This window comes from Labilibaculum antarcticum (assembly GCF_002356295.1).
GTDB lineage: Bacteria > Bacteroidota > Bacteroidia > Bacteroidales > Marinifilaceae > Labilibaculum > Labilibaculum antarcticum.
Genome location: NZ_AP018042.1, coordinates 5,447,719 through 5,473,765, shown reverse-complemented (window position 1 = coordinate 5,473,765; position 26,047 = coordinate 5,447,719). Strand labels below are relative to the sequence as shown.

18 protein-coding genes are annotated in these 26,047 nt (G+C 37.3%); 11 read left to right on the top strand and 7 right to left on the bottom strand.

Annotated elements, in window-relative coordinates:
- Positions 1–3 precede the first annotated feature (3 nt).
- The 3 genes from ALGA_RS21830 to ALGA_RS21820 all read left to right on the top strand — a co-directional run bounded on the left by ALGA_RS21830 (position 4) and on the right by ALGA_RS21820 (position 5,407).
- A complete protein-coding gene (locus tag ALGA_RS21830; protein ID WP_096432968.1) occupies positions 4–1,368 on the top strand; it encodes an MATE family efflux transporter in 1,365 nt (454 codons plus the stop codon).
- Positions 1,369–1,517: 149 nt separating this feature from the next.
- Positions 1,518–4,121: a T9SS type A sorting domain-containing protein gene (locus tag ALGA_RS21825; RefSeq protein WP_096432966.1), complete on the top strand. Its 2,604-nt coding sequence runs from the start codon at positions 1,518–1,520 to the stop codon at positions 4,119–4,121.
- A 158-nt stretch (positions 4,122–4,279) separates the two neighbouring features.
- Positions 4,280–5,407, top strand: coding sequence for a lactonase family protein (locus tag ALGA_RS21820; protein ID WP_096432964.1), 1,128 nt, complete (start codon positions 4,280–4,282; stop codon positions 5,405–5,407).
- Positions 5,408–5,767: 360 nt separating this feature from the next.
- Here ALGA_RS21820 and ALGA_RS21815 read toward each other — a convergent pair whose 3' ends face one another.
- The 4 genes from ALGA_RS21815 to ALGA_RS21800 form a co-directional block, all read right to left on the bottom strand.
- Positions 5,768–6,079 carry an ASCH domain-containing protein gene (locus tag ALGA_RS21815; protein WP_096432962.1) on the bottom strand — a complete coding sequence of 104 codons (312 nt, stop codon included), beginning with the start codon at positions 6,077–6,079 and terminating at the stop codon, positions 5,768–5,770.
- Between the two features lie 52 nt (positions 6,080–6,131).
- On the bottom strand, positions 6,132–6,563 hold the full coding sequence (locus ALGA_RS21810) for an NUDIX hydrolase (protein WP_096432960.1): 432 nt from the start codon (positions 6,561–6,563) through the stop codon (positions 6,132–6,134).
- Between the two features lie 85 nt (positions 6,564–6,648).
- Complete coding sequence (locus ALGA_RS21805; protein WP_096432958.1) at positions 6,649–7,074, bottom strand: VOC family protein; 426 nt, start codon at positions 7,072–7,074, stop codon at positions 6,649–6,651.
- A gap of 102 nt (positions 7,075–7,176) precedes the next feature.
- Complete coding sequence (locus ALGA_RS21800; protein WP_096432956.1) at positions 7,177–8,622, bottom strand: SDR family oxidoreductase; 1,446 nt, start codon at positions 8,620–8,622, stop codon at positions 7,177–7,179.
- 249 nt (positions 8,623–8,871) lie between these two features.
- On the opposite strand from ALGA_RS21800, the gene ALGA_RS21795 reads away from it, so the two are divergent.
- The 7 genes from ALGA_RS21795 (at position 8,872) to ALGA_RS21760 (ending at position 20,079) form a co-directional block, all read left to right on the top strand.
- Entirely contained in the window at positions 8,872–9,867 is a 996-nt protein-coding gene (locus ALGA_RS21795) for a GntR family transcriptional regulator (RefSeq protein ID WP_096432954.1), read from the top strand.
- Between the two features lie 89 nt (positions 9,868–9,956).
- Positions 9,957–11,438 carry a xylulokinase gene (locus tag ALGA_RS21790; protein ID WP_096432952.1) on the top strand — a complete coding sequence of 494 codons (1,482 nt, stop codon included), beginning with the start codon at positions 9,957–9,959 and terminating at the stop codon, positions 11,436–11,438.
- A gap of 45 nt (positions 11,439–11,483) precedes the next feature.
- Entirely contained in the window at positions 11,484–12,809 is a 1,326-nt protein-coding gene (gene xylA, locus ALGA_RS21785) for a xylose isomerase (RefSeq protein WP_096432950.1), read from the top strand.
- A 60-nt stretch (positions 12,810–12,869) separates the two neighbouring features.
- Positions 12,870–14,477: a D-xylose transporter XylE gene (gene xylE / locus ALGA_RS21780; RefSeq protein WP_197705648.1), complete on the top strand. Its 1,608-nt coding sequence runs from the start codon at positions 12,870–12,872 to the stop codon at positions 14,475–14,477.
- 270 nt (positions 14,478–14,747) lie between these two features.
- Positions 14,748–16,934 (top strand): GH92 family glycosyl hydrolase, encoded by a 2,187-nt coding sequence (locus ALGA_RS21775; protein WP_096432948.1) that lies wholly within the window; start codon positions 14,748–14,750, stop codon positions 16,932–16,934.
- Between the two features lie 44 nt (positions 16,935–16,978).
- Positions 16,979–17,815 (top strand): endonuclease/exonuclease/phosphatase family protein, encoded by an 837-nt coding sequence (locus ALGA_RS21770; protein ID WP_096432946.1) that lies wholly within the window; start codon positions 16,979–16,981, stop codon positions 17,813–17,815.
- 773 nt (positions 17,816–18,588) lie between these two features.
- On the top strand, positions 18,589–20,079 hold the full coding sequence (locus ALGA_RS21760; RefSeq protein WP_145957698.1) for a gluzincin family metallopeptidase: 1,491 nt from the start codon (positions 18,589–18,591) through the stop codon (positions 20,077–20,079).
- 202 nt (positions 20,080–20,281) lie between these two features.
- Here the strand turns inward: ALGA_RS21760 and ALGA_RS21755 are convergent, their stop codons facing one another.
- Positions 20,282–21,148 carry a mechanosensitive ion channel family protein gene (locus ALGA_RS21755; RefSeq protein WP_096432940.1) on the bottom strand — a complete coding sequence of 289 codons (867 nt, stop codon included), beginning with the start codon at positions 21,146–21,148 and terminating at the stop codon, positions 20,282–20,284.
- A 49-nt stretch (positions 21,149–21,197) separates the two neighbouring features.
- On the bottom strand, positions 21,198–22,964 hold the full coding sequence (locus ALGA_RS21750) for an APC family permease (RefSeq protein ID WP_096432938.1): 1,767 nt from the start codon (positions 22,962–22,964) through the stop codon (positions 21,198–21,200).
- A 967-nt stretch (positions 22,965–23,931) separates the two neighbouring features.
- Between ALGA_RS21750 and ALGA_RS23090 the strand changes: the two genes are divergently transcribed.
- Complete coding sequence (locus ALGA_RS23090; protein WP_162845514.1) at positions 23,932–24,357, top strand: BLUF domain-containing protein; 426 nt, start codon at positions 23,932–23,934, stop codon at positions 24,355–24,357.
- Between the two features lie 88 nt (positions 24,358–24,445).
- On the opposite strand, the gene ALGA_RS21740 is transcribed toward ALGA_RS23090, so the two are convergent.
- Positions 24,446–25,606 (bottom strand): hypothetical protein, encoded by a 1,161-nt coding sequence (locus ALGA_RS21740; RefSeq protein WP_197705647.1) that lies wholly within the window; start codon positions 25,604–25,606, stop codon positions 24,446–24,448.
- Positions 25,607–26,047: the final 441 nt, after the last annotated feature.

Sequence of the window (26,047 nt, the reverse complement as noted above, 5' to 3'; positions counted from 1 at the left end):
CTTATGGATAGGAATAGTAAAAATGTGCGGGAATTGGAGAGTGCGAGTATCAAGAGCTTGCTGTGGAAGTATTTTTTACCTGCTTTTACCGGGGTCGTTATTAATTCCTTGTACAATGTTGTCGATCGAATTTTTATTGGTCAAGGGGTTGGGGCAATAGCCTTATCAGGCCTAAGTGCTGTGTTTCCGATAATGCTCATCATGATGGCATTTGGAATGCTTATTGGGATTGGTGCAGGAGTCCGGGTCTCTATTAATCTTGGGAAAAAAGATTTTGGAAGAGCCGAATGGGTTTTGGGAAATTCATTTGTTCTCATGATTATTGTTTCTGTTATTATTACTGTAATTGGATTTTCAATAAAGGATCCCTTACTTAGGATGTTTGGAGTGGGAGATGATACCATGTCTGTAGCCAATGAATATCTGAATATCATTCTTTACGGAGCAATTTTTAGTGTGGTTGGTTTTTCACTCAACAACCTGATCCGTTCCGAAGGAAACGCCAAAATAGCGATGTATTCTATGCTGATTAGTGCGGGTACAAACGTCATATTAGATCCCATCTTTATTTTCGTTTTGGACATGGGGGTTGCCGGAGCAGCTTATGCTACTATCATCTCACAGTTTATTCTTTGTATATGGGTAATTCGCCATTTTTTAGGACCCAAATCCATAATTAAGCTTCGATTGGTAAATTTTAAATTGAATTGGCAGATTGTTTTTTACATTTTAACAATTGGCTTCGCTCCATTTACCATGCAATTGGCAGGTAGTTTTGTTCAGGCATTATTTAATATTCAGTTGGTTGAGTATAGCAACGATATCGCCATAGCTGCAATGGGTATAATTAACTCTATTGCCATGCTGATTGTAATGACTGTGGTGGCTTTGAATATGGCGGCACAGCCCATTTTCGGCTTTAATTATGGGGCGCAAAATTACGCCAGAGTTAAAGAATGTTTGATACTTTGCATGAAAGCGGCTACAGGAATCGTGATTGTTGGTTTTCTTGGGGTGCAGTTATTTCCGGAATTAATTGTGAAGGCTTTCAATAATTCCAATGCAGAACTATTACAGGTTGGATCTCACGGTTTACGGATTATATTGCTTGCTCTGCCTATTGTAGGTTTTCAAGTAGTTGTTGGAAATTATTTTCAATCCATCGGAAAAGCAGGCATTTCAGTTATGCTAACATTAATGCGTCAGGTTATTTTGTTAATCCCAATCCTTTTTATTCTTCCCACTTATTTTGGTTTAAATGGTGTTTGGTTTGCGAGTCCGATATCTGATGTTGGTTCAGCCATTGTGTCGGGTGCATTTCTGATAAGAGAATTAAGAAAGTTAAATCGGAAAATTGAACTTCAATAAAAAACAAACTGTACTAAGCTTACTTTTAATACGTTTGAGTATACACATACAGAGAGTTGTGTATTCTAAATAAGTCTCCAATGTATCTTTTTCAATTTCAATTCCTTGATTTTTTGTAATTTGATGTTTGTAATAAATTTACGAATACAATGAAGGGCTTCAGAACAATCATATTATTTCTATTTCTTATCCAATCCTTTTCTCAGGCTTTTTCTCAGGTGAATGAAAACAGACCTAGGCTAGAGTTGGGGAAAGAGAGGTTTGATTGGCTGAAATCAAATATTACCGGTGGAGATAGTGGAGACACCTATAATACATTCAAGAATAGCTACAATAATAATTGGATTACAGATTCGGATCACTATTTGGCAGGTTCTAATTCCAGTGAGTGGACTTACGATTGGAATGATGGTGATGCATTTATGTTATCGAAAATGACTGCTTTTCTATTGCAATTGGAATCTGATGATTTGTCTAAGGCAAGATGTGAATTCATTATAGATACTTACGTCACTTATCTGGATGGAATTAATTTTGATAATTATTCAGGAGATACACAAGAGAATTTACTGCGCGATAATTGTAATTACGGGGCTATTCTTCTCGATTGGACTTACGATTATATTCCGCAATCGCTCAGACAAAACTTATCTACTTCTTTTTATCGGGTTTTGGAATATTTTATGGAGAATTATATTCTTACACCATCTGGGAATAGCTATGTATCCAGTCATAACATTCACAATTGTATCATGACAATGCGTGCAGCCATTGCACTGCATGGAGCCGATGGACTATCTTTTTCGCAACTGTCGCAAGTCAATTCCTGGTATCTAATTTTGTTGGGAAAATGGGAAAACGGAATTCTTCCTGCCTTTGCACACTTTCGTGATGATGATGGCGGATGGAATTGGGGGGCAGCCTACGGAATGATAAGTTTACCCAGCCAGTATCAGTTTTTTGATGATATGCTTTATGGAACAGATCGTAATTACTACCAAAGCCAACCGTGGATAAAGGAATCGATCAATCAGTATTGGTATTTTTTTCGGCCCGACAATTATTGTATTCATCTGGGAGATGCTATTGTAAATTTGGATCAGGCAAATCAGGCTATGTATCGTAATGCTGCCGAGTTTGAATATCCCCGAAGTCAGTATATGGTGCAATTCTTCAATCAATCTCAATATCTACACAATTCGGTATTGGTTTTTAGTAAGCTGATGTATAAAGATTTTACGGCTTCTTATGTGCCACATCCACAGCCACCTCTAAATTATTGGGCCGATAAAACAGGTTTGTCGGTGAGTCGTACTTCCTGGAACGAGGATGCGACTATGCTTTGGTTTTACAATGCACCTGCTAAGCGTGCAGATCATGAGCATCGTGATAACAATACATTTACTATTATTAAGGATAAACCATTGATTTTGGATGCTGGGTTTTATGATTCTTTTGGAACTTCTCATTATAATAATTATTACTCACGAACCATTGCTCACAACTCAATTTGTGTTTACGATGGAACGGAAAGCTATCATAATTTTGGTAGGAATGTTTCCAATGATGGCGGACAAATAGAATCAGATCGATTGGAAAATTTAGATGATGTTTTTTCATCTGAACACAGAAGAGGAAAATGGATGCATTATGCTTCCGGCGATGATTATTCATATCAGGTAGCAGATGCGGCAGCTTCCTATCAAGCAAACAAATTGGATCGTTTTGAACGTCGGTTATTGTTTCATAAGCCCGATCGGGTGATAGTTTTGGATCATCTTCATTTGTTAAATACAAGTTCCCGAGTGCGTAAAGCAAAATACATTAATCATTTTGTGAACAGACCTGATATCAGCGGAAGCGTTACCAACACCCAGGTAGAAAATAAGATCATTACCTATAATGGAAAGGATTATAAAACGGCAAATGGAAAAGGAAGTGTTGCCATTCGAACACTTTTACCGGAACTTAGTAAAACCACTCTCGTTGGTGGAAGTGGTTATGAATATTGGGTGGATGGGACCAATTATCCACCAAACCGAAGTGTCGATTTGGAAAATCAACATCCCGGTTTTTGGCGCATAGAAGTGGAACCTGTTGCCGTTAAGGAGAATACCGTTTTTTTGCATACCATCAAGATTGGAGATAATATCAATGTGGCCAATGCAGGAGGTGAACTGTTTTCAAATGAAAGTACCCTAGGTGTCGATTGGGAGAATCACTTATACCTGTTCGATGCGCAGGGAGATACTGCATCAGTATCTTATTCTGTTCAAGACATTGCTGGTGGTAGAACAATGAAAATATTTGCTTTGGATATGAAAAGCAATACGTCTTTTGGAGTATTTGTAGATGACGTATTAGAACGCTTAGGGGATTCCAATTCAGATGGGATTCTAGAAATAACGGTAGATTTGGCTATTGGAAATCATACGGTTCTTGTTCGAGACACCATTGCAGGCGATCCAAATCCGGGTACCGATCCCGACCCAACTGAACCAAGCGAAGATCCTTCGGGTGAGGTGAAAGTTTATCCCAATCCCAATAAAGGAAAATTCTCTGTATCTATTGAAAATGATACGGTAACAGAGTTTGAAGTCAATGTTTATGATTCAGAGGGACGGATGCTTTCTCAACATCAAAATTCAAGTAATAAATCTGATATGGACTTGAGTGCTTTATCGGCAGGAATTTATTTCCTGGTTATCTGTTTTTTAGACAAAACAGTGAAGAAGAAGATTGTTGTCATTTAATAAATCCGTCCAGTTAGAATATATTATACCATTTAAAATAATTCGTGAGCCATTGCGATGGAATAAAGTAGGAATCTATGTTGAGCATAGTGAAATGTAGTCTGCTAATTTATCCAATCGGTATTGTTATCTTTAGGCTTCTTATAAAATAACCACACATGATTAAACGAAATATTCTTATTATTGCTTCAATCCTGATGATTGCAGCTTGCCAAAACTCTAAAATTAAATCTTCTGTGACTCAAAATTCTTACTCTTTTTTTCTGGGAACATACACCGATGGTGAATCCAATGGAATTTACAAGTTGAAAATGGATACTGCCGGGCATATGAATATGATTGGTTTGGTTGCAGAAACTAAAAATCCATCCTATTTGGCTTTTGCAAACAATCAAAAAACTCTTTTGGCTTCAAATGAAATCAATTTAGACAATAATATGGGAACGGTTGAATCGTATCAGATTGGTGATTCCTTGAAATTGATTAGTCGAAAAGAAAGTGGAGGAGCACATCCTTGTTTTGTTACCGTAAACAATGAGGGAGTTGTTCTAACAGCAAATTACACAGGTGGTAATATTGGTTATTTAAAAATTAATGAGGGAGGAGAATTATCTGATCTTTTGGATGTGCAGCAACACACCGGTTCCGGAACGGTTGCAAATCGTCAGGATAAACCACATGCACACAGCGTTTGGTTTCAGCCCAATTCAAATCATATTATTGCAGTCGATTTGGGAACCAACGAATTGTGGATTGCAAGTATCGATTCTACCAGCAATCAATTTGTGCCGGCAAAACAGGCAAAAGTTTCTTTGGCCGATGGAGCCGGACCAAGGCATTTGGCTTTTCATCCAAACGGCAAATACTTTTTTGTGATCAACGAGATTGACAATACCATTAGCAGCTTCTCAATTTCGGATAATCATGAAATAAGTAGGTTTGGGAATGTCAGCACGCTGCCAGCCGATTTCGATGGTGTAAGCAATACTGCCGATATACATATTTCGAAGGATGGGAAATTCTTGTACGGATCGAACCGGGGACACAACAGCATTGTAATTTTCGGAGTGCAGGAAGATGGAGCCTTAAAATTGATTGGGCATGAACCCACGAGAGGTGATCATCCGCGTAATTTCAGCTTATCGCCCGACGATAAATTTCTACTGGTTGCCAACAAAAACACCAACAATATTGTGAGTTTCAAAAGAGATTCTGTAACCGGCATGTTAACTTTCGTTGATGAAGTAAAAGCACCCAGTCCTGTTTGTATTCTTTTTCAGAAATAGGATTTTTAAGCTTAAATGATCTCAAAAATCAAGTTTAGATCAAGAATTTTTAATATTGAAGCTTTGGCTTGGAAAGTAAAAAATGTGATTTGTTCATGTGTAGAAATTACATCTTAACTATTTAGTCTGTTCATAATAATTACTGCTAATCAAGCAGCAGAGCTGCGTAATATTTGTAGCCTAAAGAATAATATTAATCTAAAAGCCGCAGTCGTGAAAATCCCAAGAGATTTTCACGACTGCGGCTTCTTTTTTCTAATTAAGCTATGGCTACAAATATCATGGTGCTCTGCACCTGTACGTGCAGAAAGTGATGATTTTAGAGTCATTTATTTAAAATTTAAAACTGATTTTTCAGTTTTAAATAAAAATGCGTTTAAATTCAATCAACATTAATAAATCAGTTTTATGCAGATGAGGGTAGAAAGTTAGTAAGGCATACCACAGTTCATCTTTGGATTTAAACCCGTCTTTATTCACCTCTTCCAAACTCATTTTTTCAAAGCTCTTGTGCGAAACGGCTGTAATTTCAATGGGAAGTGATTTCCCATTTCCAAAAATTGCTTTTCCCGCACCCAATTCAGGAATTGGTTCATCGATGCGAGCCGTTTGTGTTTTACTTCCTTTAAGAACAGGAATGTAAAAGTCTTCGTGAAAATGAATTTGAGACATGGCTTTTGTTATTGTAGTTTTTGTAAATCAAATGATTCTGCGATGAAAATGTCTAGATCTTATTCGAAAACTCTTTTACTCTCTCAAAAATCAAATTCTGAATATCCGGATAGGTCAAATCTCTGGGTAGAACTTTGAAAAGCTTGACTTCTGCAATTTCATGTTCGGGTAATTTACCCAATTGTTGAATACTGGCAAAGAAGATTCTGCCCGATTTGATTTCTCCCTGCCATTCGTAGGAATAATCGAAAACAGTGCGTAAACTAAAATGGGTCGCACCCGTTTCCTCATACAATTCCCGTCGAGCGGCAGCCAAGGCCGATTCCCCTTTTTCGATATGACCGGCAGGCATTTCCCAGGTTTCCCGCAAGTGATGGCGCACAAATACCCAATTGTTTTGATAACGGGAACAAACAATGGAATACTTCAATTTTTCCGATGCAATGCTAAAAGGGGCGTGAAACTCTACAATTGGTTTACTCATGTGTGTTTAAACTGAAAGTGTATTGTTTAATTTAAAGTCCAAACAAAGTAAGTAATGTTTTTAATCTTTTATTAATAAGTTAAAATTATTCTGAAGTAGATTTTCCTTTGTACATTTCACTGAATGGACCTTCAATTGGTTCCCAAAGCTCTACTTTATTTCCTTCAGGATCGAGTATCCATCCAAATTTACCATATTCAAATTCCTGCATTTCTCCAACAATTTCAACACCTTCTTCTTTTAGTACTTTCAGCAATTCAACTAGGTTTTCAACACGGTAATTGAACATGAAATCTTTTTTAGATGGCTCAAAATATTCCGTTTTATCTTCGAAAGGACTCCAAATTGTAAATGCAGTTTCTTCAGGCTTGCTGGTTTTTTGCCATTCAAACATTCCACCATGTTCATCCGGACATTGTATGCCTAAGTGCTTGTTATACCATTCTCTTGTTCCTTTTGGATCTTGTGATTTGAAGAAGATTCCTCCGATTCCTGTTACACGTTTTTTCATTTAGCTACACTTAAGTTTTAGAATTGATGTCCATATGGAAAATCAGGAAATAACTTTGTGCTGATTACTAATATCCTTTGAGATTCCTTTGTGCTTAATTCTTTATTTATTATTATAATTAATAATCCCTTTCACCATTCCTCTGAAGATAAAAAGATGAAATGGATAACTCAAAATCCAATACAATCTGCCCATAATTCCTTTGGGACGAAATGTTGCTTTTTGGGAGATGAAATTTTCATTATTCTTTCTACTGATTGTGAATTCGAGCCAGGCTTCACCGGGTAAAATCATTTCGGCATACAACAAGAGTCTTCCGCCTTCTTTATCGGCAAGCAGAACACGCCAAAAGTCAAGAGAATCACCTATTTCTATTTCGGTTGGGTGCCTGCGTCCTCTGTTTAGGCCAACACCCCCAAAAAGTTTGTCGAGCAAGCCACGTAAATGCCAAAGCCAATTGCCGTAATACCAACCTCTGTCGCCGCCTAAAGCCCAAACATTCTCAATCACTTGTTCCGGATTATTTGTAAATCGATAACGCTTATCATCGGTGTAACATCCAAAATCAGGGGGTTCAACATACTTCATTTTATCATTGGTCAGTATGCCGCTGCTCAGAGCATCTGTCCATGAAGAGATAACCATTTGCTGTTTAATTTTTCCGGTTGCTCTCTCTATGGCTTCTTTGTAGGGCATTAAGGTAATTTGTAGTGTTGAGGCCAAATTATTCGGACGGCAAATCACTTCAATTTTCATACTGTCGACCAGATTTAAGGCCAGATTATAGGATGTGGAAGTGATGAAATATAACCAATAGGAAGATAGTCGGGGAGTCATTACCGGTAGGGTGGTGATAATCCGCGGCAGCTTTCTGACTTCGGCATATTGTTGAAGCATCTCTTTATAGCTTAAAACTTCAGGCCCACCAATGTCAAAAGTTTGATTCATGCAATCGTTGTGATCGATAACCTTGGTTAAAAAATCAATAACGTTGCGGATTGCAATGGGCTGGCATTTTGTAAGCAGCCATTGAGGTGCTACCATAATCGCTAGTTTTTCAACCAAATCTCTGATGATTTCAAAAGAAGCACTTCCCGAGCCAACAATAATTCCAGCTCGTAAAATGGTATGATAACTTCTGCTTTTTTTTAGAATACCTTCAACCAGTTTCCTTGATTCCAGGTGTCTCGAAAGCACTTCCACATTGGCAATTCCACTTAAATAGATAATTTGCCGGTTTTGTGTGTTGTCGATGTAAGCTACAAAGTTTCGTGCGCAGGTTTGCTCCAATTCTTCGAATCCATCTGTACTGTGAAGCATGGAGTGAATCAAATAGTAGCTCACCTCAATATCCAGAGGTAGTTTGCTTAAAGATTGTAAATTCAATAAATCGGCTTCGAAGACCTCCAAATTGGGATGATCAATCTCCTGTGGTGTGAAGCGTTCTTTATCTCTAACACAGCAAACAACAGTATGCCCTTGTTCCAATAGTATAGGCAATATTCGTTTGCCAATGTATCCGTTAGCTCCTGTAAGTAGTATTTTCATTTAAAAATAAATTTGTAGGATTAGATATACAATAGTTCATTAAGGTTTTGTAAAATCCCGATTTACAGCCTGATTAACTCAGTAATCATCTGCTGTAAGGCTTAGGAAATAAGCGTGCTGCAAATCAATCTAATATCTCATGATCTGACCTATCAATTTACTAAATAAACAGCTTAGTTTATACAGATTAAAAATTTATTTATACATTTGAGCCATAACAGAACAGAACACTTGAATTATAAATTACCTATGAAGGCATTCCAATTTACTCCAGATAGCAACTCTCCAATACCAAAATTTCAACAGTTAATACAAGCCTTTCAGGATGCAATCAGTCAAAAAATTCTCCATCCAGGCGATGTATTACCCTCAGTAAATGAGATGTGTAGAGAATGTTCTTTATCCAGAGATACTGTTTTTAAGGCATATGCTGAATTAAAGAAAAGGAATGTGATTGAATCTGTTCCCAATAAAGGATATTTTGTTTCGGGTGAAATAACCAGAGTATTTTTGTTTTTGGATACTTTTAAAGCCTACAAAGAGGTTTTGTACGATAGTTTCAGAAAAAATTTAGCGGCCAATGTAATTGTTGATCTTCATTTTCATCATTACAACATAGATGTTTTTAAATCTCAAATACGGGAGAGTGTTGGGAAGTACAGCAAATATATCATTATGAATTTTGATCATCCTGAAGTTGCAGAATCTTTGAAGCAGTTGGATCCGAAGAATGTAATGATTATTGACTGGAATATTAACGCCGATGATCAACATTCCCAGATATTTCAGGACTTTGGTGAATCTGTTCTAACTTCTCTGCAGTCTGGTTTAGAGGAGATTAAGAAGTACAAAGAGTTCTGTATGATTTACCCGGATTACACCTACCATCCCTACGATACAGTAGAGTCTTTTCTTCGTTTTTGCAAACAAAACAAGATAAAACATTCTATATATACCGATTCAGATGCCATTGAGGTGAAAAAGGGTTCGGCCTATTTTTCTGTAAGCGATCGGGCAATGGTTAAGATCCTGGATAAGGCTAGAGACAAGAATCTTGAATTTGGTAAGGATATTGGACTTATTTCCTTTAATGAAACCCCAATGAAAAAATATATCGACAAAGGAATTACTGTAATCTCAACAGATTTTGATCTAATGGGTAAAAAAGTTGCTGAGTTTGTAACCACCTCTGAACGTGTGATTTATCATGTGCCGACTCAGCTAGTAATGAGGGAATCGTTATAATTTATTAAAAGATGTTTTTTTATTTGAAAAAGATTTCTAAATTTGTAACGGAACAGAACAGAGCAGAACGGTCAAAAAAAGAATAGAAAATGTATTTATTAGGATTAGATATAGGAAGTTCATCAGTTAAAGCATCATTATTGGATGCTGAGAGTAGCAAATGTTTGGCTACCGATTTTTTCCCAAAAAAGGAAATGCGAATTACGGCACATGAAATTGGTTGGGCCGAGCAAGATCCTGAAATGTGGTGGAGCAATCTAAAGCAGGCAATCAAAAGTGTAATGCAAGCGGCTAATGTAGATCCAGAAATGGTAAAAGCCATTGGTATTTCTTATCAGATGCATGGTTTGGTTTGTGTTGACAAGGATTTGAAGCCAGTTCGTTCCTCCATTATTTGGTGTGATAGCAGAGCCGTTGAAATAGGCGATAAAGCTTTTGCCAGTATTGGAAAAGACAAATGTCTTTCGCATTTGCTGAATTCTCCAGGAAATTTTACAGCCAGCAAATTGGCTTGGGTAAAAGAGAATGAGCCTGAAACATTTGCGAAAATTCACAAAATAATGTTACCCGGAGATTTTATTGCGACGCAATTAACCGGAGAAACCTGTACTACAGTTTCAGGTTTGTCGGAAGGTATTTTCTGGGATTTTAAAAACAATTCAGTTTCGAAAGATGTACTGAATGCTTATGGTTTATCGGCAGACATATTGCCAAGAATTGTAGATACTTTCTCAAATCAGGGACAAGTGCTTCCTGAAATGGCTAAGGAACTTGGCATTTCAAGTACTGCTATTGTTTCCTATCGGGCAGGTGATCAGCCAAACAATGCATTGTCTTTAAATGTTTTAAAGCCAGGAGAGGTTGCAACAACAGCAGGAACTTCGGGTGTGGTATATGGTGTTAGCGATGAGGTGACGTTTGATCCTTATTCAAGAGTGAATTCATTTGCTCATGTAAATCACAGCGCAGAAAACAATCGTCTTGGGATTTTGCTTTGCATTAATGGAACCGGAATTATGAATTCATGGTTGAACCATAATGTAGCAAAAGGTTTGTCTTATGCTGAAATGAACGAAAAGGCAATGGAAATTCCTGTTGGATCGGATGGCATAACTATTCTGCCATTTGGTAATGGTGCAGAGCGTGTTTTGAAGAATCGCGAAATAGGTGCTCAAATTTTGAATTTAAACCTGAATCGACATACTGATGCTCATATTTACAGAGCAGCGCAGGAAGGAATCGCATTTTCATTCTATTATGGAATGGAAGTAATGAAAGAAATCGGCGTACAGCCAAATGTAATTCGAGCCGGACATACAAACATGTTTTTAAGTCCTTTGTTTAGAGAAACCTTAGCAACCGTATCGGGTGCAACTATTGAATTGTACGATACCGATGGTTCATTGGGAGCAGCAAGAGGAGCAGGATTTGGAGCAGGCATTTATTCCTCATTGAAAGAAGCTTTTGCAGGATTGGAGAAAATCAGTACAATCAAGCCTGACGAAAACCTTCGGGAAGAAATGTTGAAGGCATATGATCGCTGGAACAAAGAATTGAAAAAGAATTTATAGTAGATAGCTAATAAACAGATTGATAATTTAATAAGAAAGAACATCATGACTATTCTAAAAGGAGACAAAGAGTATTTTCCTGGAATTGGTAAGATTGCTTACGAAGGACCAGAATCAAAAAATCCTATGGCATATAAGTGGTACGATGAGAACCGCGTTGTTGCAGGTAAAACTATGAAAGATCATTTGCGTTTTGCAGTGGCTTACTGGCATACTTTCTGTGGTGACGGTGGAGATCCATTCGGACCGGGAACTCGGAAATTTCCTTGGGGAAACCAAGCTGATCCTATTAGCGCTGCTAAATCAAAAATGGATGCTGCATTTGAATTTATTACAAAATTAGGCGCTCCATTCTACTGTTTTCACGATACCGATGTTGTAGGAGAAGGATCTGTTTTCGAAATTGAGAAGAGATTGTCTACTATGGTTGACTATGCGAAGCAAAAGCAAGCAGACTCAGGAGTTAAATTGTTGTGGGGAACAGCGAATGTATTTTCGAATGCCCGTTACATGAATGGTGCTTCTACTAATCCTGATTTTAGTGTAGTTGCCAATGCGGGTACTCAGGTTAAAAATGCATTGGATGCTACTATCGCTTTGGGTGGTACTGGTTATGTATTTTGGGGAGGTCGTGAAGGTTATATGTCTCTTTTCAATACCGATATGAAACAAGAATTGGATCATATGGCGCAATTCCTGACTATGGCTCGTGATTACGGTCGTAAGAATGGTTTCGAAGGAACTTTCCTTATTGAGCCTAAGCCAATGGAGCCAATGAAACACCAGTACGATTTCGACACAGCTACCGTAATGGGTTTCTTAAACAAATATGGTTTGGCTGACGATTTCAAAATGAATATTGAAGTAAATCATGCCACTCTTGCAGGTCACACATTTGAGCACGAATTACAAACTGCTGTTGATAACAACATGTTGGGTAGTATTGATGCAAACAAAGGTGATTACCAAAATGGATGGGATACTGATGAATTCCCAACAAGCATTTATGAAACTGTTGCGGCCATGTTGCCAATTCTTGAGAATGGCGGATTTACACAAGGAGGTATCAATTTCGATGCAAAAATGAGACGTAATTCAACTGATTTAGAAGATATCTTCATGGCTCACATTGGAGGAATGGATGTTTTTGCCCGTGGTTTGGTTATTGCTGATAAAATTAGAACAGAATCTTCATACCTGAAAATGAAGAAAGATCGTTACTCTTCTTTCGCATCAGGAAATGGAAAAGCGTTTGCCAATGGCGATCTTAGTCTTGATGATCTTAGAAAGATTGCTCAAGAAGTTGGAGAACCAAAGCAACTAAGTGGAAAACAAGAAATGTTAGAGCAGTTGATTAACTGTTATATTTAAATAACTAAATTTAAACTCCCGTGAAATAACTTGCGGGAGTTTACTTCTAATTCCAAACCCATGTCTCAAACCCAAACAAAAGGGAGTACAATGTTTATAGTAGGAATTACTTTAGTGGCTACACTAGGGGGATTGTTATTTGGATATGATACTGCCGTAATTAGTGGTGCTACTGAAGCCCTAAAAATATTTTTTGTTACTCCATTAGAATCCGATCCTGCACTCGCATTGAAAGTTTTAGGAGAATACAAGATTATTATTTCTCTTTGTTTTGTAGTTGTTTCCTTACTGGTTTCCAGCTTCATGTTTCGCATGTATGGCAAACAAAAGGGAATTATTTACAGTGCAATTGTAATTCTTGCAGCAGTTGTAATTTGGTATACCCAATTCTGGGTATCTGTAAACGAACTTACCGAAAACACCATAAACTCGATTAACGGTTTTACCATAGCAAGTGCTATTATTGGGTGTGTAATTGGAGGTTCTATTTGTGGTTATGTTAGTCAGAAGTTAGGAAGGAAAAGAGGATTGGTTTTAGCTGCTATTCTATTTACCATTTCAGCTTTAGGTTCTTCAATGCCAGAAATCATGAATGTTTTTGGTACAAGTACCATTAGTGCATTTATCTTTTATCGCATTGTAGGAGGTATTGGAGTTGGTATTGCATCTATGCTTTCGCCGATGTATATTGCGGAAATAGCACCAGCAAATATTCGGGGTAAATTGGTTTCCGGAAATCAATTTGCAATTGTATTTGGAATGTTGGTAGTCTATTTTGTGAATTATTTTATCGCACGAAGTGGTGATGCTAATTGGTTGAACGAAATAGGATGGAGATATATGTTCGCATCGGAAATAATTCCAGCATTCATCTTTTTAATCATGTTGTATTTTGTTCCTGAAACACCACGATATTTAATCATGAAATCGCGCGAAGCGGAAGCTGAAGTGGTATTGAATAAAATAGTAGGAACAAATAAAGCTCCTCAGCTACTGGCTGATATCAAGGAGTCATTAAAAGAAAATAACGCTCCATGGTTAACTTTTGGAGGATTAATTATAGTTATCGGAGTACTATTGTCTGTATTCCAGCAATTTGTTGGTATAAATGTAGTGTTGTATTATGCTGCTGAGATTTTTAGAAACTTAGGTAGTAGTACCGAAAATGCTTTGTACCAGACAATAATTGTTGGAGCGATAAACTTGATATTTACCGTACTTGCCATTTTTACTGTCGACAAGTTTGGTCGTAAGCCATTAATGATTATTGGTGGTGTAGGAATGGGAATCTGTATGTTCGCATTGGGTTTCGCATTCTATTTTAACCAATTAGGTTTGGTTGCTTTGTTTGCCATGTTAGGATACGTTGCCTTTTTTGCAATGTCCTGGGGTCCAGTCACCTGGGTGTTGCTTTCTGAAATATTCCCGAATTCAATTCGTAGTGCCATGTCATTGGCCGTTGCCGCTCAGTGGATGGCTAACATGATGATTTCATGGACATTCCCAATGATGAATGATAACTCATGGTTAACAGGTATGTTTCATCACGGATTTTCGTATTGGATTTATGGGCTAATGGGATTATTATCAGCATTTTTCGTATGGAAAGTAGTTCCTGAAACCAAAGGAAGAAGTTTGGAAGACATGGGGAAATTGTGGAAAAAATAAATTTAAAATAGTTTATAGTTAGTTAGTTAGTAGTTGTACATGTTTATATCCATTATCGTCAATTAATAGATAAGTTGGTGGGTTTTATTGGTTTAAGATAATGGATATTTTAAGGATCGGCTGGGGCCGATCCTTTTTTTATTCTTGTTTATTCAAATCATGAGTGGGTATTGTTCTTTTGCGTATATTTGACCGCATAATCTCCAAAAGCCAAATTTCCATATTATTTCTGATTTTTTACAAGATCAGAAATTCAAACTATTATAGAATATGAGATTATTAGCCACCTGTTGGGCAATGATTTGTCTTTTTGCGTGCAGTGAAAAGAATGTAGAAAGTGAGAACAAACTTACCAATTACGTAAATACCTTTGTAGGGACTGATGGTCCTGGGAATACCTATCCTGGTGCAGTTTCTCCTTTTGGAATGGTTCAGTTGAGTCCTGATAACGGTTTGCCCGGATGGGACCGGATAGCAGGTTACTTTTGGCCTGATTCCACCATTGCTGGATTTAGCCACACGCATTTGTCGGGAACCGGAGCGGGAGATATGTATGATTTATTGTTCATGCCTATGAACAGTCGATTTACTGAAAGTTTAACTCCTGAAGGTGATTACCGTCCGTATTCTAAATTTTCTCACGACAGAGAAGAAGCATCGCCAGGATATTACAAAGTTGATTTGCTAAGCTCCGGTATTGTTGCCGAGTTAACCACGACTAAGCGGGTCGGATTTCACCGTTATACTTTTCCAGCCGATAAAAAATCACAGATTATTTTGGATTTAGGCTACAAATTGAATTGGGACAATCCATATGCCACACAAATTACCATCGAAAATGATTCTACCATTTCCGGCTATCGAAAATCCAACGGATGGGCCAGAGATCAGCATGTGTATTTTGTGGCTCAGTTCTCTAAAGCTTTTAAAAGTGCTGATTTGTTCGAAGCAGATGCAAAATCAGTAAAGAGTGAAGTGAATGGAGCAAAAACCAAGATTGTTGCCAATTTCCCAACTTCGGAAAACGAACAAATATTAGTTAAGGTGGCTTTGTCGTCGGCTTCGGTTGAAGGAGCAAAGAAAAACCTGCAGGCAGAACTGTCGGCTTGGGATTTTGACGCCACCGTGAAAAATGCCGATCAGGAATGGGAGAAAGTACTTTCGCAGATTGAAATTACCGGATCGGAAATTCAAAAAGAGATTTTCTACACCAATTTATATCACCTGTATCTAACACCTTCACTCTTATCGGATGTGGATGGAATGCACAAAGGAGCAGATGGAAATTACCACAAAGCCGAAGGATTTGATCGTTACGACACTTTCTCTTTATGGGATACTTACCGAACAGCTCACCCTTTGTATACCATTTTGTGTCCTGATAAAGTGGGAGATTTTATCAAGTCATTTTTGGCACATTACGATGAAACAGGCTTGTTACCGGTTTGGTCGCTGGCAGGAAACGAAACCAACATGATGATTGGTTACCATGCTGTACCTGTAATTGTTGATGCCTATTTCAAGGGAATTGAAATGGATGCTGAGAAAGCCTTTACTGCTTGTAAAGTATCAGCCATGGAAAAAGGCAGGGATATTGAAGAATACATGAAATTGGGTTACGTTCCTACCGATGCAGAAGGAGAGAACTGGTCGGTTTCCAAAACCTTGGAGTATGCTTACGACGATTGGTGTATTGCACAGTTGGCAAAAGCTTTGAACAAAGAAGAAGATTACCAGTACTTTTTAAAGCGTGGTGAGAATTGGAAGAATTTATACGATCCTAAATCGACTTTCTTTCGTCCGAAAGATGAGCATGGCAAGTTCATTCCCAATTTTGTTGCTAAAGATTACACCAATTACTATTGCGAAAGCAATGCCTGGCAATACTTCTGGTATGTACCGCAAGATATTCCTGAATTTATAGCCACTGTTGGCAAAGAGAAGTTCACAGCCAAATTAGATTCAATGTTTACTTACCATCCGGCAACGACCGACGACCTGCCTATTTTTAGTACGGGTATGATTGGCCAATATGCTCACGGTAATGAACCAAGTCATCATGTTGCTTATCTATTTAACCATATTGGTCAGCCTGAAAAAACACAGGAAATGGTTCGCAGAATAATCCGTTCTCAATACACAAACAAGCCTGATGGGTATTGTGGCAACGAGGATTGCGGACAAATGTCAGCTTGGCTGGTGATGTCTTCACTGGGGATTTACCCAACAAATCCGGCCAACGGAATTTACGATTTAACTTCTCCTTCAGTAAGCAAGGGAGTGATTCATCTGCCAAACGGAAAAACCTTTACAATTTCTACGGAAAATCAGGCCGTGCAGAATCATTACATTCAAGCTGTTTATCTGAACGGTGAAGAATACAAAGAGCTAACAATTACTCACCAACAGCTTATGCAGGGCGGAGAATTGAAATTTGTTTTAAGCGCTGATAAATAAAGAACCTGAATTGGAATTGCAACACAATTAATAAAAAACCGATAATGAAAAAATATATCTTTCTTTTGCTTGTTCTATTTGCCTTTGGATGCACCGAACAGAAACAGCCGCAAAAATTTATGACCTATAATTTGCGCTACGATAACCCAAATGAGGGTGTGAATCGTTGGGATGCTAGAAAAAGCAATGTGGTTGATCTGATTGCAAAATATAGTCCTGATGTGTTCGGTACACAAGAGGGACTTCATCATCAGCTGGCCTATTTGGATAGTGCACTGACAGATTATTCTTACGTGGGAGTGGGAAGAGATGATGGAAAGAAAAAAGGGGAGTACTGTGCTGTTTTTTACAAGCCGGCAAAATATGATGTAGTTCAGCAAGCTACTTTTTGGTTGTCGGAAACTCCGGAAGAAATTTCAGTAGGATGGGATGCGGTATTGGAGAGAATCTGCACCTATCTGCTTTTGGAAAATAAACAAAGCGGTGAGCGGTTTTATGTATTCAATACTCATTTCGATCACATTGGCGAGCAAGCGAGACAAAACAGTTCGAAGCTGATCTATAGTAAAATCACTGAAAGTAATCCTGAAAACTATCCTTGTGTTTTAATGGGTGACTTTAACCTTACTCCCGAAACCACAGCTATTCAGTATTTGAGTACGGTGCTGGATGAAACAAAAAGTTTGGCTGGCGAAAACATTTTAGGCCCACAGGGTAGCTTTAACGCATTTAAACATGCCGAGCCAGTTACCGATCGTATTGATTATATATTTATTAGTAAAGGCGATGGCAAGGTTAATCAGTTTAAAATTATTGATGATCAGGTGGATGAGCGATATCCTTCTGATCATTTACCCGTATTTGTTGAAATAGAATTTTAATTCTACCACATACATACAATGAAAATCCTTAGGAAATGTCCTGAGGATTTTTTTTGCATTATAGAATTCTTTGCTATTGGAGAAATAAGCCTATGAAGCACTTTTATATGTAAATTAAATTGGTTGGCAATGGGATAGACTTCGAGATATGCAGGGGCGAGAGAAAGTAAGAGATAGTAGGAATGATATTTTATGAATTGTATACCCATAGAATCAATATTTTATAATATGATGGACTTCTATTGAGGTAAATTTTGATAATGTTTAATTATTCATAATGTGGGTGTGCTTGTTAAGTTAATTTATTCGATTTGCTTGACATTTAGATATTAAGATTGTAAATTTGTTGAAGTGTTTTTATTTAAATAAGGAAAACTCTCAATAAAAAGAGGAGCTCGTATCAGGCAAAACTCCTTGGATATTTTGTAAATATTTTTATAATTATAAAATGAAAGTTGAAAGATTTACAAAAGAATAAACCACTGCTATCCTCATCTGCAATCCTATGATCATACTGTGTTCCAATTAGCAATGGCTATTTGTGCAAGAAGCATAAAGTAGTTCAATTAACTTGTTGCGTAAGCAGCGTTTTATCCAAACTTATTACTACGATCAACAAGAGATATGATCGTTTCGCTCAGGATTGGTTGCTAATTATCTCTGATTAATTAATTATACCCAAATGTAGTTAAGGCTCATAGTTAATGAAATGTGTGTTCGCAAAAGGATTTTTCATTCCTATGAGCATATTTAAAACCTTAAATACAAATGATATGTTAGTCAAAGAATCAAAAATGAAAACAGATGGGCAAGTAAAAGACCCACTTGTACCTGAACCAACTCAACAGTTTTACGATGAATTGATTGGTCAGCGTCATGTTATCCAAGCCAATGTGCCACTGCCAAGACCAAACCCTGTTCCAAATCCATTTACTGTACCTGTAAGTTTTGGAACCAGAATGTTGATTTGGAAACAAGATCCATCTCTAGGAAGCATTGGACGACGGATAGAATATCTACCGGGAGTTGTTCTGGATGGTCCTAGAGATTCCCGTATTAAAACTGTACTGCATACGGTAACTCCTGTTCACCGGAATATGTATGGTGATTTTATTTTTCACGGGGATACTCCTGAATCGGATTGTGCACATACCTTCACTGTTGTATGGAATACAATTAAAATGTATGAACGTGCCCTAAACGGAAAACGAATTCCATGGGCTTGGAATACAGATGGAAATACCGATGTATTAAGTCTGCATCCAAGGGCAGGAGTGGCTGCCAATGCTTATTACAGCAGGTATCATAAATCTCTTAATTTCTTCCATTTTATTCCAAATGGAGAAATAGACAACATTTACACTTGCAGATCATTGGATATTGTTGCTCATGAAACAGGGCATGCTATTCTCGATGGCTTAAAGCCTAATTGGATTAGCACCAAAAATATTCCGCAAACCGGAGCTTTGCATGAATCATTCGCAGACCTTTCGGCAATATTCCTTGCTCTATCGGATCTTGATCAGGTGGAATCGTTTATTTCCATTACCAAAGCTAATTTGCATGCTAAAAATTTCCTTGCTGCCTTGGCCGAGGAATTGGGTGATGCATTAGGACGCCCAATGGGATTGCGGAATGCTGATAATAACTTGCGCTTAAGTGAGGTGAGTAATTTGGTTCATGATATTTCTCAGGTGTTTACCGGAGCGATCTATGATATTTTAGCGGATATCTTCGCGTTCGAATACCGGAAAAATATTAATCATAGCCGTCCTAGTCATATTTTACTAGACGTAAATGAAAAGCTTTGTAAACTTTTGCTTAAAGCCATTATTAAGTCGCCAGAGAAGAGCGCCACCTTTACCGATGTGGCAAATAATATGCTTAAGATTTCAAAACAACAGGGCGACCCTGCTATTTACAGAAGTTTTATCCGAAACCGCTTTACCTACAGAGAGATTGTACTGTCTTCAACTCCATTAACTATTATGACAAAAGGATTGGTTGATTTTACCAATGAAAATTTCATTGATGGAGGCGAAGATCTTATTAATCTGAAAATTGCATTGCCAAATCATCCTTCTATAACAGCAAATCAAGATAGATCAGGTTGTTGTGGTACAATGCAGTCAATAGAATTCGATCAGGATATAAAGAATATGGAAAAAGACCTGATTGAACTTCGTAAAAAGTCGGGTATGCTTCTATCTGATGAGCTTATTCTTCGCGATGAGTTGACTGAGCTTGAAAGAGAATTTAAGTAATTGAAAATGATTGTTTTCCGGATATGTTCGTAAGCTGAACCAGAAAACGTTTACGACATGCTGAGTTTTTAAGATACGGGTTGACTTTCACAAATTTCCTGTTGGTAAATTTGTTAGCGCTATAAACAAGCTCTTTCTTTTGAATCATTCATTCAAAAGAAAGAGCTTGTTTTTGCTCCTTTTTTAAAGTGATTATTCCTTTTTAAACTGTTCCTGCAATTTTATTTGTTTGTATAATCTGATTGTTGTAGTTTTTTATTTCAACAATATCGGCAGGTAAATAGATACCGTTTTTATTTAGATCCTCAACAATTCGAATGAGTATTTGCGACTTGATCTGCAGATGATAAGCTTTTGATTTCAATGTAAAGGTATCTATCCAATACAAGATTCTCATATTTACAGTACTCGTAGCAAGTTCATCCACCACTACCATGGGTTTCTTATCTCCAGTTAGAACTTCCGGGATTTCGGCTAAAATGCTTTTGAGAATGTCCGAAACTTTTTTAAAGTCGACATTGTAGTCCAGTCCTATGGTAATTTCATACCGCAAATATCCATCAATGGTATAGTTGAAAAGCGGAGATTTAATGATCTGAGAATTAGGAATGTAAACATCCTTGCCATCCAGTGTTTTAAGAATACTTTCCCGAAGATTCAGCTCACTTACATATCCAATCGTACCATTTGTTTCAATGAGGTCTCCGACTTTAAACGGACTTTTAAATGCCATTAAAATACCTGAAAGAAAATTTTCGCCGATGTCTTTAAAGGCAAAACCGATTACAAATGTTGTGATTCCTGCACCTGCCATTATATTTTTGGCTATTCCTCCCAGTCCGATGATATGTAGGAACAAAACAAATCCTGTTATAGTGATAATAAAAGCAACTATTTTCCCTAAAAATTCAGCGAGTAGGGGATTCTTAGTTTTTGGCTTAACTCTTTTGGTTATGACTTTTTTTATTAGCCATGAAGCCATTATAAACAAGAAAAGGACGATTATTCCCAATCCAATTTTTGGAAGTAATTCTATTGTTTTGTTCGATATTTCCTGTAATTCGATCATGTTGGTTAGGTTTTAATTTGTAAGATTAAATGAGGCATTCGAAATAGATTTAGATGATTAGTCGAACGCCACCCAATTCTTCTACTTTGTATAGAAAATGATCGCCTGGTGATGCTATGAACATGAAGTTGATAGGAACTTTCCATTTGGCCGACAATTCTTTAATTAGTTCCGGACCGAATATTCCTTCAATAATTAGTGCTTCCACTTCAATTTCCGGGTATTCTTCATTGATAATTTCAACCACTTTCTTAAAGCTTGCAATAAATTCAGATTCATCTTCTTTTGATGGGTCAACGACATGAACAATTTTTAGGTTCTTTGTATGTTCATTGCTTTTTATATACAACATCACCTTGTTTAAAATGGCAATATTGTCTCTTTTTGCAAAGTAGATAAACTGTTGAGCATTAATCGAATTAATAACATTGTTTAGGTTGCTGCTAATTTGCAGAAACCAGTTTTTAATGTAATTGAAAATATAAATGGAGACACCAAGCAGGCCTCTGAGTATGGCAACCCGGTTCAGCATTATCGAAATAAAAATAATGGCAGGTATAAAATAGCTTAGAAATACACTCACATTCGAAGGAGCGTTTTCACTCTGAGGTTCCATTATGACATTTCCTACAAGAGCAACTATTACGGCTATTATTGCTACGATAACACTTAGCCAGGTTGCAGTTTCGGGACGTGGAAGTTTAGCCCTTCTAACCTTTAGTAGGATATTACCAAATCCGAAGAGAAACATAACAGATAAAAAGGAAATGGTGTAAACTCCGGCCAAAACCCCAACATTTCCATTTGTGATTAGCAGAACAGAAACAGATAGGATAAAGAACATGATAATGATTCGGTAGGAACTTCCCTTTTTGTTTTTTCGCAAGAAAAACTGGGGTAAAACACGGTCCAAAGTCATTCGTTCAAGTAATCCTGAAACACCAATGTAAGAAGTTAAAACCGCTCCACTCAAAACAAGTACTGCATCAATGGAAATTAGCGTTGACAACCATTCTCCGGATGATAAACTCCCCATGTGTGACAGTAGTGTTGTAGAGTATTCTGATCTTATTTCGGGAATAGGAACCAGACTTAAGGCAAGGAATGCCATTAAGGGATTGATGATACTAACCACGATCCACATGTTTAAAAGTGTTTTCCGAAAGACTCCCGGTTGTTGTTCTTCAACAAAATTCGCAGAACTTTCGAATCCCGATATGCCGAGCATGGAGGCTGAAAAACCTAAAAATATAGCTATGGTAATACTACCTTCTACGGGTAAGTTCCAGTTTTCTAAGAATTGAGAAAATCCATTTATAAGCAAATGTTTTATTATAAATACAGCTAATAAAGACAGCGAAAAAAGATGGAAAATAAAGATGCCAGTGGCCACTTTCGAGGATTCTGTTATCCCGGAAATGGTGAGAACGGCAAAAACCAGTAGTAGACCAACTGTAGCGATCATAATTGGCAGCTGACTAAAAATGTGATGACAGTAATGCATTGCCTCGTTGGCAGATATCACCGCAGTGGCCATATAAGAAAGTATGGTAAGGGTTGCCGCTAAAGAGGCTGTTGATTTGCTTGTGGTGTTCAGCAATGCATTATATGCACCTCCATTTAAGGGAAGCGCACCCACAACCTCGCCGTAAATTTTTCTGAATAAAAACAGAACCACAGCAACAATGAGTAGGGTGATCCATGCATATTGGCCGGCAAAACCAATCGAAAGGGCTGATACATATAGTACAGAGGAGCTAATATCATTCCCGCAAATAGCTGTTGATGCCAAGACACCAAGTTTTTTCTTATTCATTTTTAGATTGAATTTAACCGTTTTTGTAGTTGTAGTTTTCAAAATTAATTGATGTGAAGGAATTTAATAGATTCCTGACAATCAATTATTTTGAATTGCTATTTGAAAGTACATAAAATTTAAGAATAAATAGAAATTATGAAATATCTGTGTGTACTTATTTAGCTTGAAACAATTCAGGCTTACAGGCCTTGGTTTTGCAACGTTTCTCCCTTTTTTAAAGGCGAGATGTCCGAAGGACAGAGGGGTGTATTTTATTTCGTTTTACATTTTGATTTACTTCTCGTTCACCCTTTCGCCTGTTGGTACTTCCTCTTGAGAAGGGAAGATTTGGTTTTGCAACGTTTCTCCCTTTTTTAAAGGGAGATGTCCGAAGGACAGAGGGGTGTATTTTATTTCATTTTACATTTTGATTACTTCTCGTTCACCCTTTCGCCTGTTGGTACTTCCTCTCGAGAAGGGAAGATTTGGTTTTGCAACGTTTCTCCCTTTCTTAAGGGGAGATGTCCGAAGGACAGAGGGGTTTATCTTATCTTAATTCTTATATTTTGATTTACTTCTCGTTCACCCTTTTGCCTGTTGGCACTTCCCCTCGAGAAGGGAAGATTTGTTTTGTGAACGATTCTCCCTTTTTTAAGGGGAGATGTCCGAAGGACAGAGGGCTGTATTTTATTTCGTTTTACATTTTGATTTACTTCTCGTTCACCCTTTCGCCTGTCGGCACTTCCCCTCGAGAAGGGAAGATTTGGTTTGCAACGATTCTCCCTTTTTTAAGGACAGAGGGGTGTATCTTATCTTACATTTTGAATTACTTCTCGTTCACTCTTTCGCCTGTCGCTCCCGAATTCTGTGGTTATTCCAAGACCAAAGCCAGCAATGCGCTTATTTATTTTTAACTACAGGTCTTTATTTTTCCTTTTGGAGAAGTATTGGTATATTTAGTAAACAAGAATCAAAATCCCAAACAATGGCAGATTTAATCCATATTGTCTATCTGAGTTATTCCTCAAAAGAATTATCTGAAAGGGAATTGAATGACTTATTGGCAACAATCCGTAGAAAAAATGAGATTCAAAACATCACGGGTTTGCTTCTCTATAACGACGAAGCCTTCATTCAGGTTATTGAAGGCGACAGAGAAAATATACATCGGGTTTTCGATCTCATTTCTAAAGATTCACGTCATACTAACGTCCTTAAAATTTTGGAAGAGCCAATTACCAAACGAGCTTTTCCAGACTGGTCAATGGGTTTTCGTAAAGTTACTAAGGAGCAGAACATGCAATTACCTGGCTTTTCTGATTTCATGCAAAACAAGCATTCTGAAATTGATTACGAGGAATGTGCAGAAGCAGTCAGGCACCTCTTGTATAGTTTTCGTAAACACATCTAAAATCAGATATTTTTAAAACAAAAAAAGAGATGCAGCTTAAAGCTACATCTCTTTCCATTCATTATATTGTGTAATCTATTCTACTTGATTAAAAGTAGTATCCAACATTAATATTGAAACGCATTTCCCAGTCGGCATCAACTGTTCCTTCAGCTAAGGCACCAGTCCATTGAGATCCTAACCAAGGTTGATTTTTACCTGCAGCCGCATCGAAATAGGTGTAAATATTACCTGCTGTAAACATAGCACCGGTAACATTCATCATTGAATCTTCGAAGCTGCTTTCAGCCTTATCCATATATCCAAAATCGTTGTAAATAACTACATTCGATACAGGACCCCATTCCAAAGGAATAGAATAACTTAATCCAAGAGTGTAAATGCTAGCTTCGGCAGCAACCAAATAGGGAGCACCATAAGCAGCCATTGCAATAACATCATCTCGTTCACCATCTGGATTCTCAGGACTGTATTTGTAATTAGCTACTTGAGCTTTTACGCCAAATTGACCTGCGGTTAATTCGTAATAGGCAGCAAGAGCATAATGGTTTCCGATTTCTTCGGTATCCAAATTGTACAGGCCTCCGTATTGTGCAGATACACCTATACGTTGCTTGATATTCTCATTTTCAATTTTATAGGATAAGTCTCCATTCACTTGATTCACCTCTTTATTTCGGAGAATCATATTGCCTTCACTATTAATTGAGCTAACATCATAAGAATAACGCGCACTTGATAGATCTGAATTGTTTCCAAATTGAAGTTCTTCCGCATTTTTGAAGAAAGCCAGACTGTAGTCCCATTTCTCACCTTGATGAGTATACTTTAGTCCCATATCATGATCATCTTCCAAACCAACATAGTAATTTAAGCTAAAGAACCATGAGTTTGAATTGTATTTGGTGATACCAAAAGGCACCTGAGTTAAACCGAATTGCAATTCGTCACTTTCATTAAAATCGTAAGCAATCCAACCTTGTTTCAACATAGCTCCACCAAAACCTTCGGAATAGAAGCGATATTCTGCATTAAGTTTTAAACCTTTGTATTGTGCTTTGGCATTTAATCGAAATACATCGAAACCTAAATCGCCGCCACGTTTTTGTTGTGCATCTTTCCAAGTAGAATTATTGTAATTAAATCGTAATGCACCACCAATATCAACAGTCGCTTTTTCTTGTGCAGTTGCGGTAAAAATAGTAGAGGCAAGGAAAATTATTCCCAGCCAAGTTCTTAAATAAAACATAGATGTAAATTAAATGAATATAAAATCATGCGGAAAATTGACCGTATGTTAAGTAATACTTCTTTCGAAGGATATTATATTTGACTTATTTTAATTAGGATGGAGGCAGGACTTTATTGGGCAGTATTCTGAAAGCAAGAAACTGAAAGCTATCGATTCTGGTATTTTTTTTATTGTGAAGTTCACGTATTTCTAATCCCATAGCGTGCAAAAGTAGGTATTATTTACTTACCTGCAATATAATTAATTGATTTATAAGTATATTCCATTTTGGAATGGATAAACATTTGTCTTTTAACTGTTAACTTAAATCGGTACTGTCTAGCTTGTGAATAATTCGGAAGGGATTGAGCCTGAATGGCAGTAGGTGGGACCTACAGCTATGAATGATCGGGATGAGAAGAGTCCCAATGGGCTTCAATATTTAAAGCAATTACTTTT

What these genes read in the sequence shown, in the direction of transcription:
- ALGA_RS21830 (WP_096432968.1), top strand. Translation starts at nt 4, where the DNA reads ATGGATAGGAATAGTAAAAATGTGCGGGAATTGGAGAGTGCGAGTATC.
- ALGA_RS21825 (WP_096432966.1), top strand. Translation starts at nt 1,518, where the DNA reads ATGAAGGGCTTCAGAACAATCATATTATTTCTATTTCTTATCCAATCC.
- ALGA_RS21820 (WP_096432964.1), top strand. Translation starts at nt 4,280, where the DNA reads ATGATTAAACGAAATATTCTTATTATTGCTTCAATCCTGATGATTGCA.
- ALGA_RS21815 (WP_096432962.1), bottom strand. Translation starts at nt 6,079, where the DNA reads ATGTCTCAAATTCATTTTCACGAAGACTTTTACATTCCTGTTCTTAAA.
- ALGA_RS21810 (WP_096432960.1), bottom strand. Translation starts at nt 6,563, where the DNA reads ATGAGTAAACCAATTGTAGAGTTTCACGCCCCTTTTAGCATTGCATCG.
- ALGA_RS21805 (WP_096432958.1), bottom strand. Translation starts at nt 7,074, where the DNA reads ATGAAAAAACGTGTAACAGGAATCGGAGGAATCTTCTTCAAATCACAA.
- ALGA_RS21800 (WP_096432956.1), bottom strand. Translation starts at nt 8,622, where the DNA reads ATGAAAATACTACTTACAGGAGCTAACGGATACATTGGCAAACGAATA.
- ALGA_RS21795 (WP_096432954.1), top strand. Translation starts at nt 8,872, where the DNA reads ATGAAGGCATTCCAATTTACTCCAGATAGCAACTCTCCAATACCAAAA.
- ALGA_RS21790 (WP_096432952.1), top strand. Translation starts at nt 9,957, where the DNA reads ATGTATTTATTAGGATTAGATATAGGAAGTTCATCAGTTAAAGCATCA.
- xylA (WP_096432950.1), top strand. Translation starts at nt 11,484, where the DNA reads ATGACTATTCTAAAAGGAGACAAAGAGTATTTTCCTGGAATTGGTAAG.
- xylE (WP_197705648.1), top strand. Translation starts at nt 12,870, where the DNA reads ATGTCTCAAACCCAAACAAAAGGGAGTACAATGTTTATAGTAGGAATT.
- ALGA_RS21775 (WP_096432948.1), top strand. Translation starts at nt 14,748, where the DNA reads ATGAGATTATTAGCCACCTGTTGGGCAATGATTTGTCTTTTTGCGTGC.
- ALGA_RS21770 (WP_096432946.1), top strand. Translation starts at nt 16,979, where the DNA reads ATGAAAAAATATATCTTTCTTTTGCTTGTTCTATTTGCCTTTGGATGC.
- ALGA_RS21760 (WP_145957698.1), top strand. Translation starts at nt 18,589, where the DNA reads ATGTTAGTCAAAGAATCAAAAATGAAAACAGATGGGCAAGTAAAAGAC.
- ALGA_RS21755 (WP_096432940.1), bottom strand. Translation starts at nt 21,148, where the DNA reads ATGATCGAATTACAGGAAATATCGAACAAAACAATAGAATTACTTCCA.
- ALGA_RS21750 (WP_096432938.1), bottom strand. Translation starts at nt 22,964, where the DNA reads ATGAATAAGAAAAAACTTGGTGTCTTGGCATCAACAGCTATTTGCGGG.
- ALGA_RS23090 (WP_162845514.1), top strand. Translation starts at nt 23,932, where the DNA reads ATGGCAGATTTAATCCATATTGTCTATCTGAGTTATTCCTCAAAAGAA.
- ALGA_RS21740 (WP_197705647.1), bottom strand. Translation starts at nt 25,606, where the DNA reads ATGTTTTATTTAAGAACTTGGCTGGGAATAATTTTCCTTGCCTCTACT.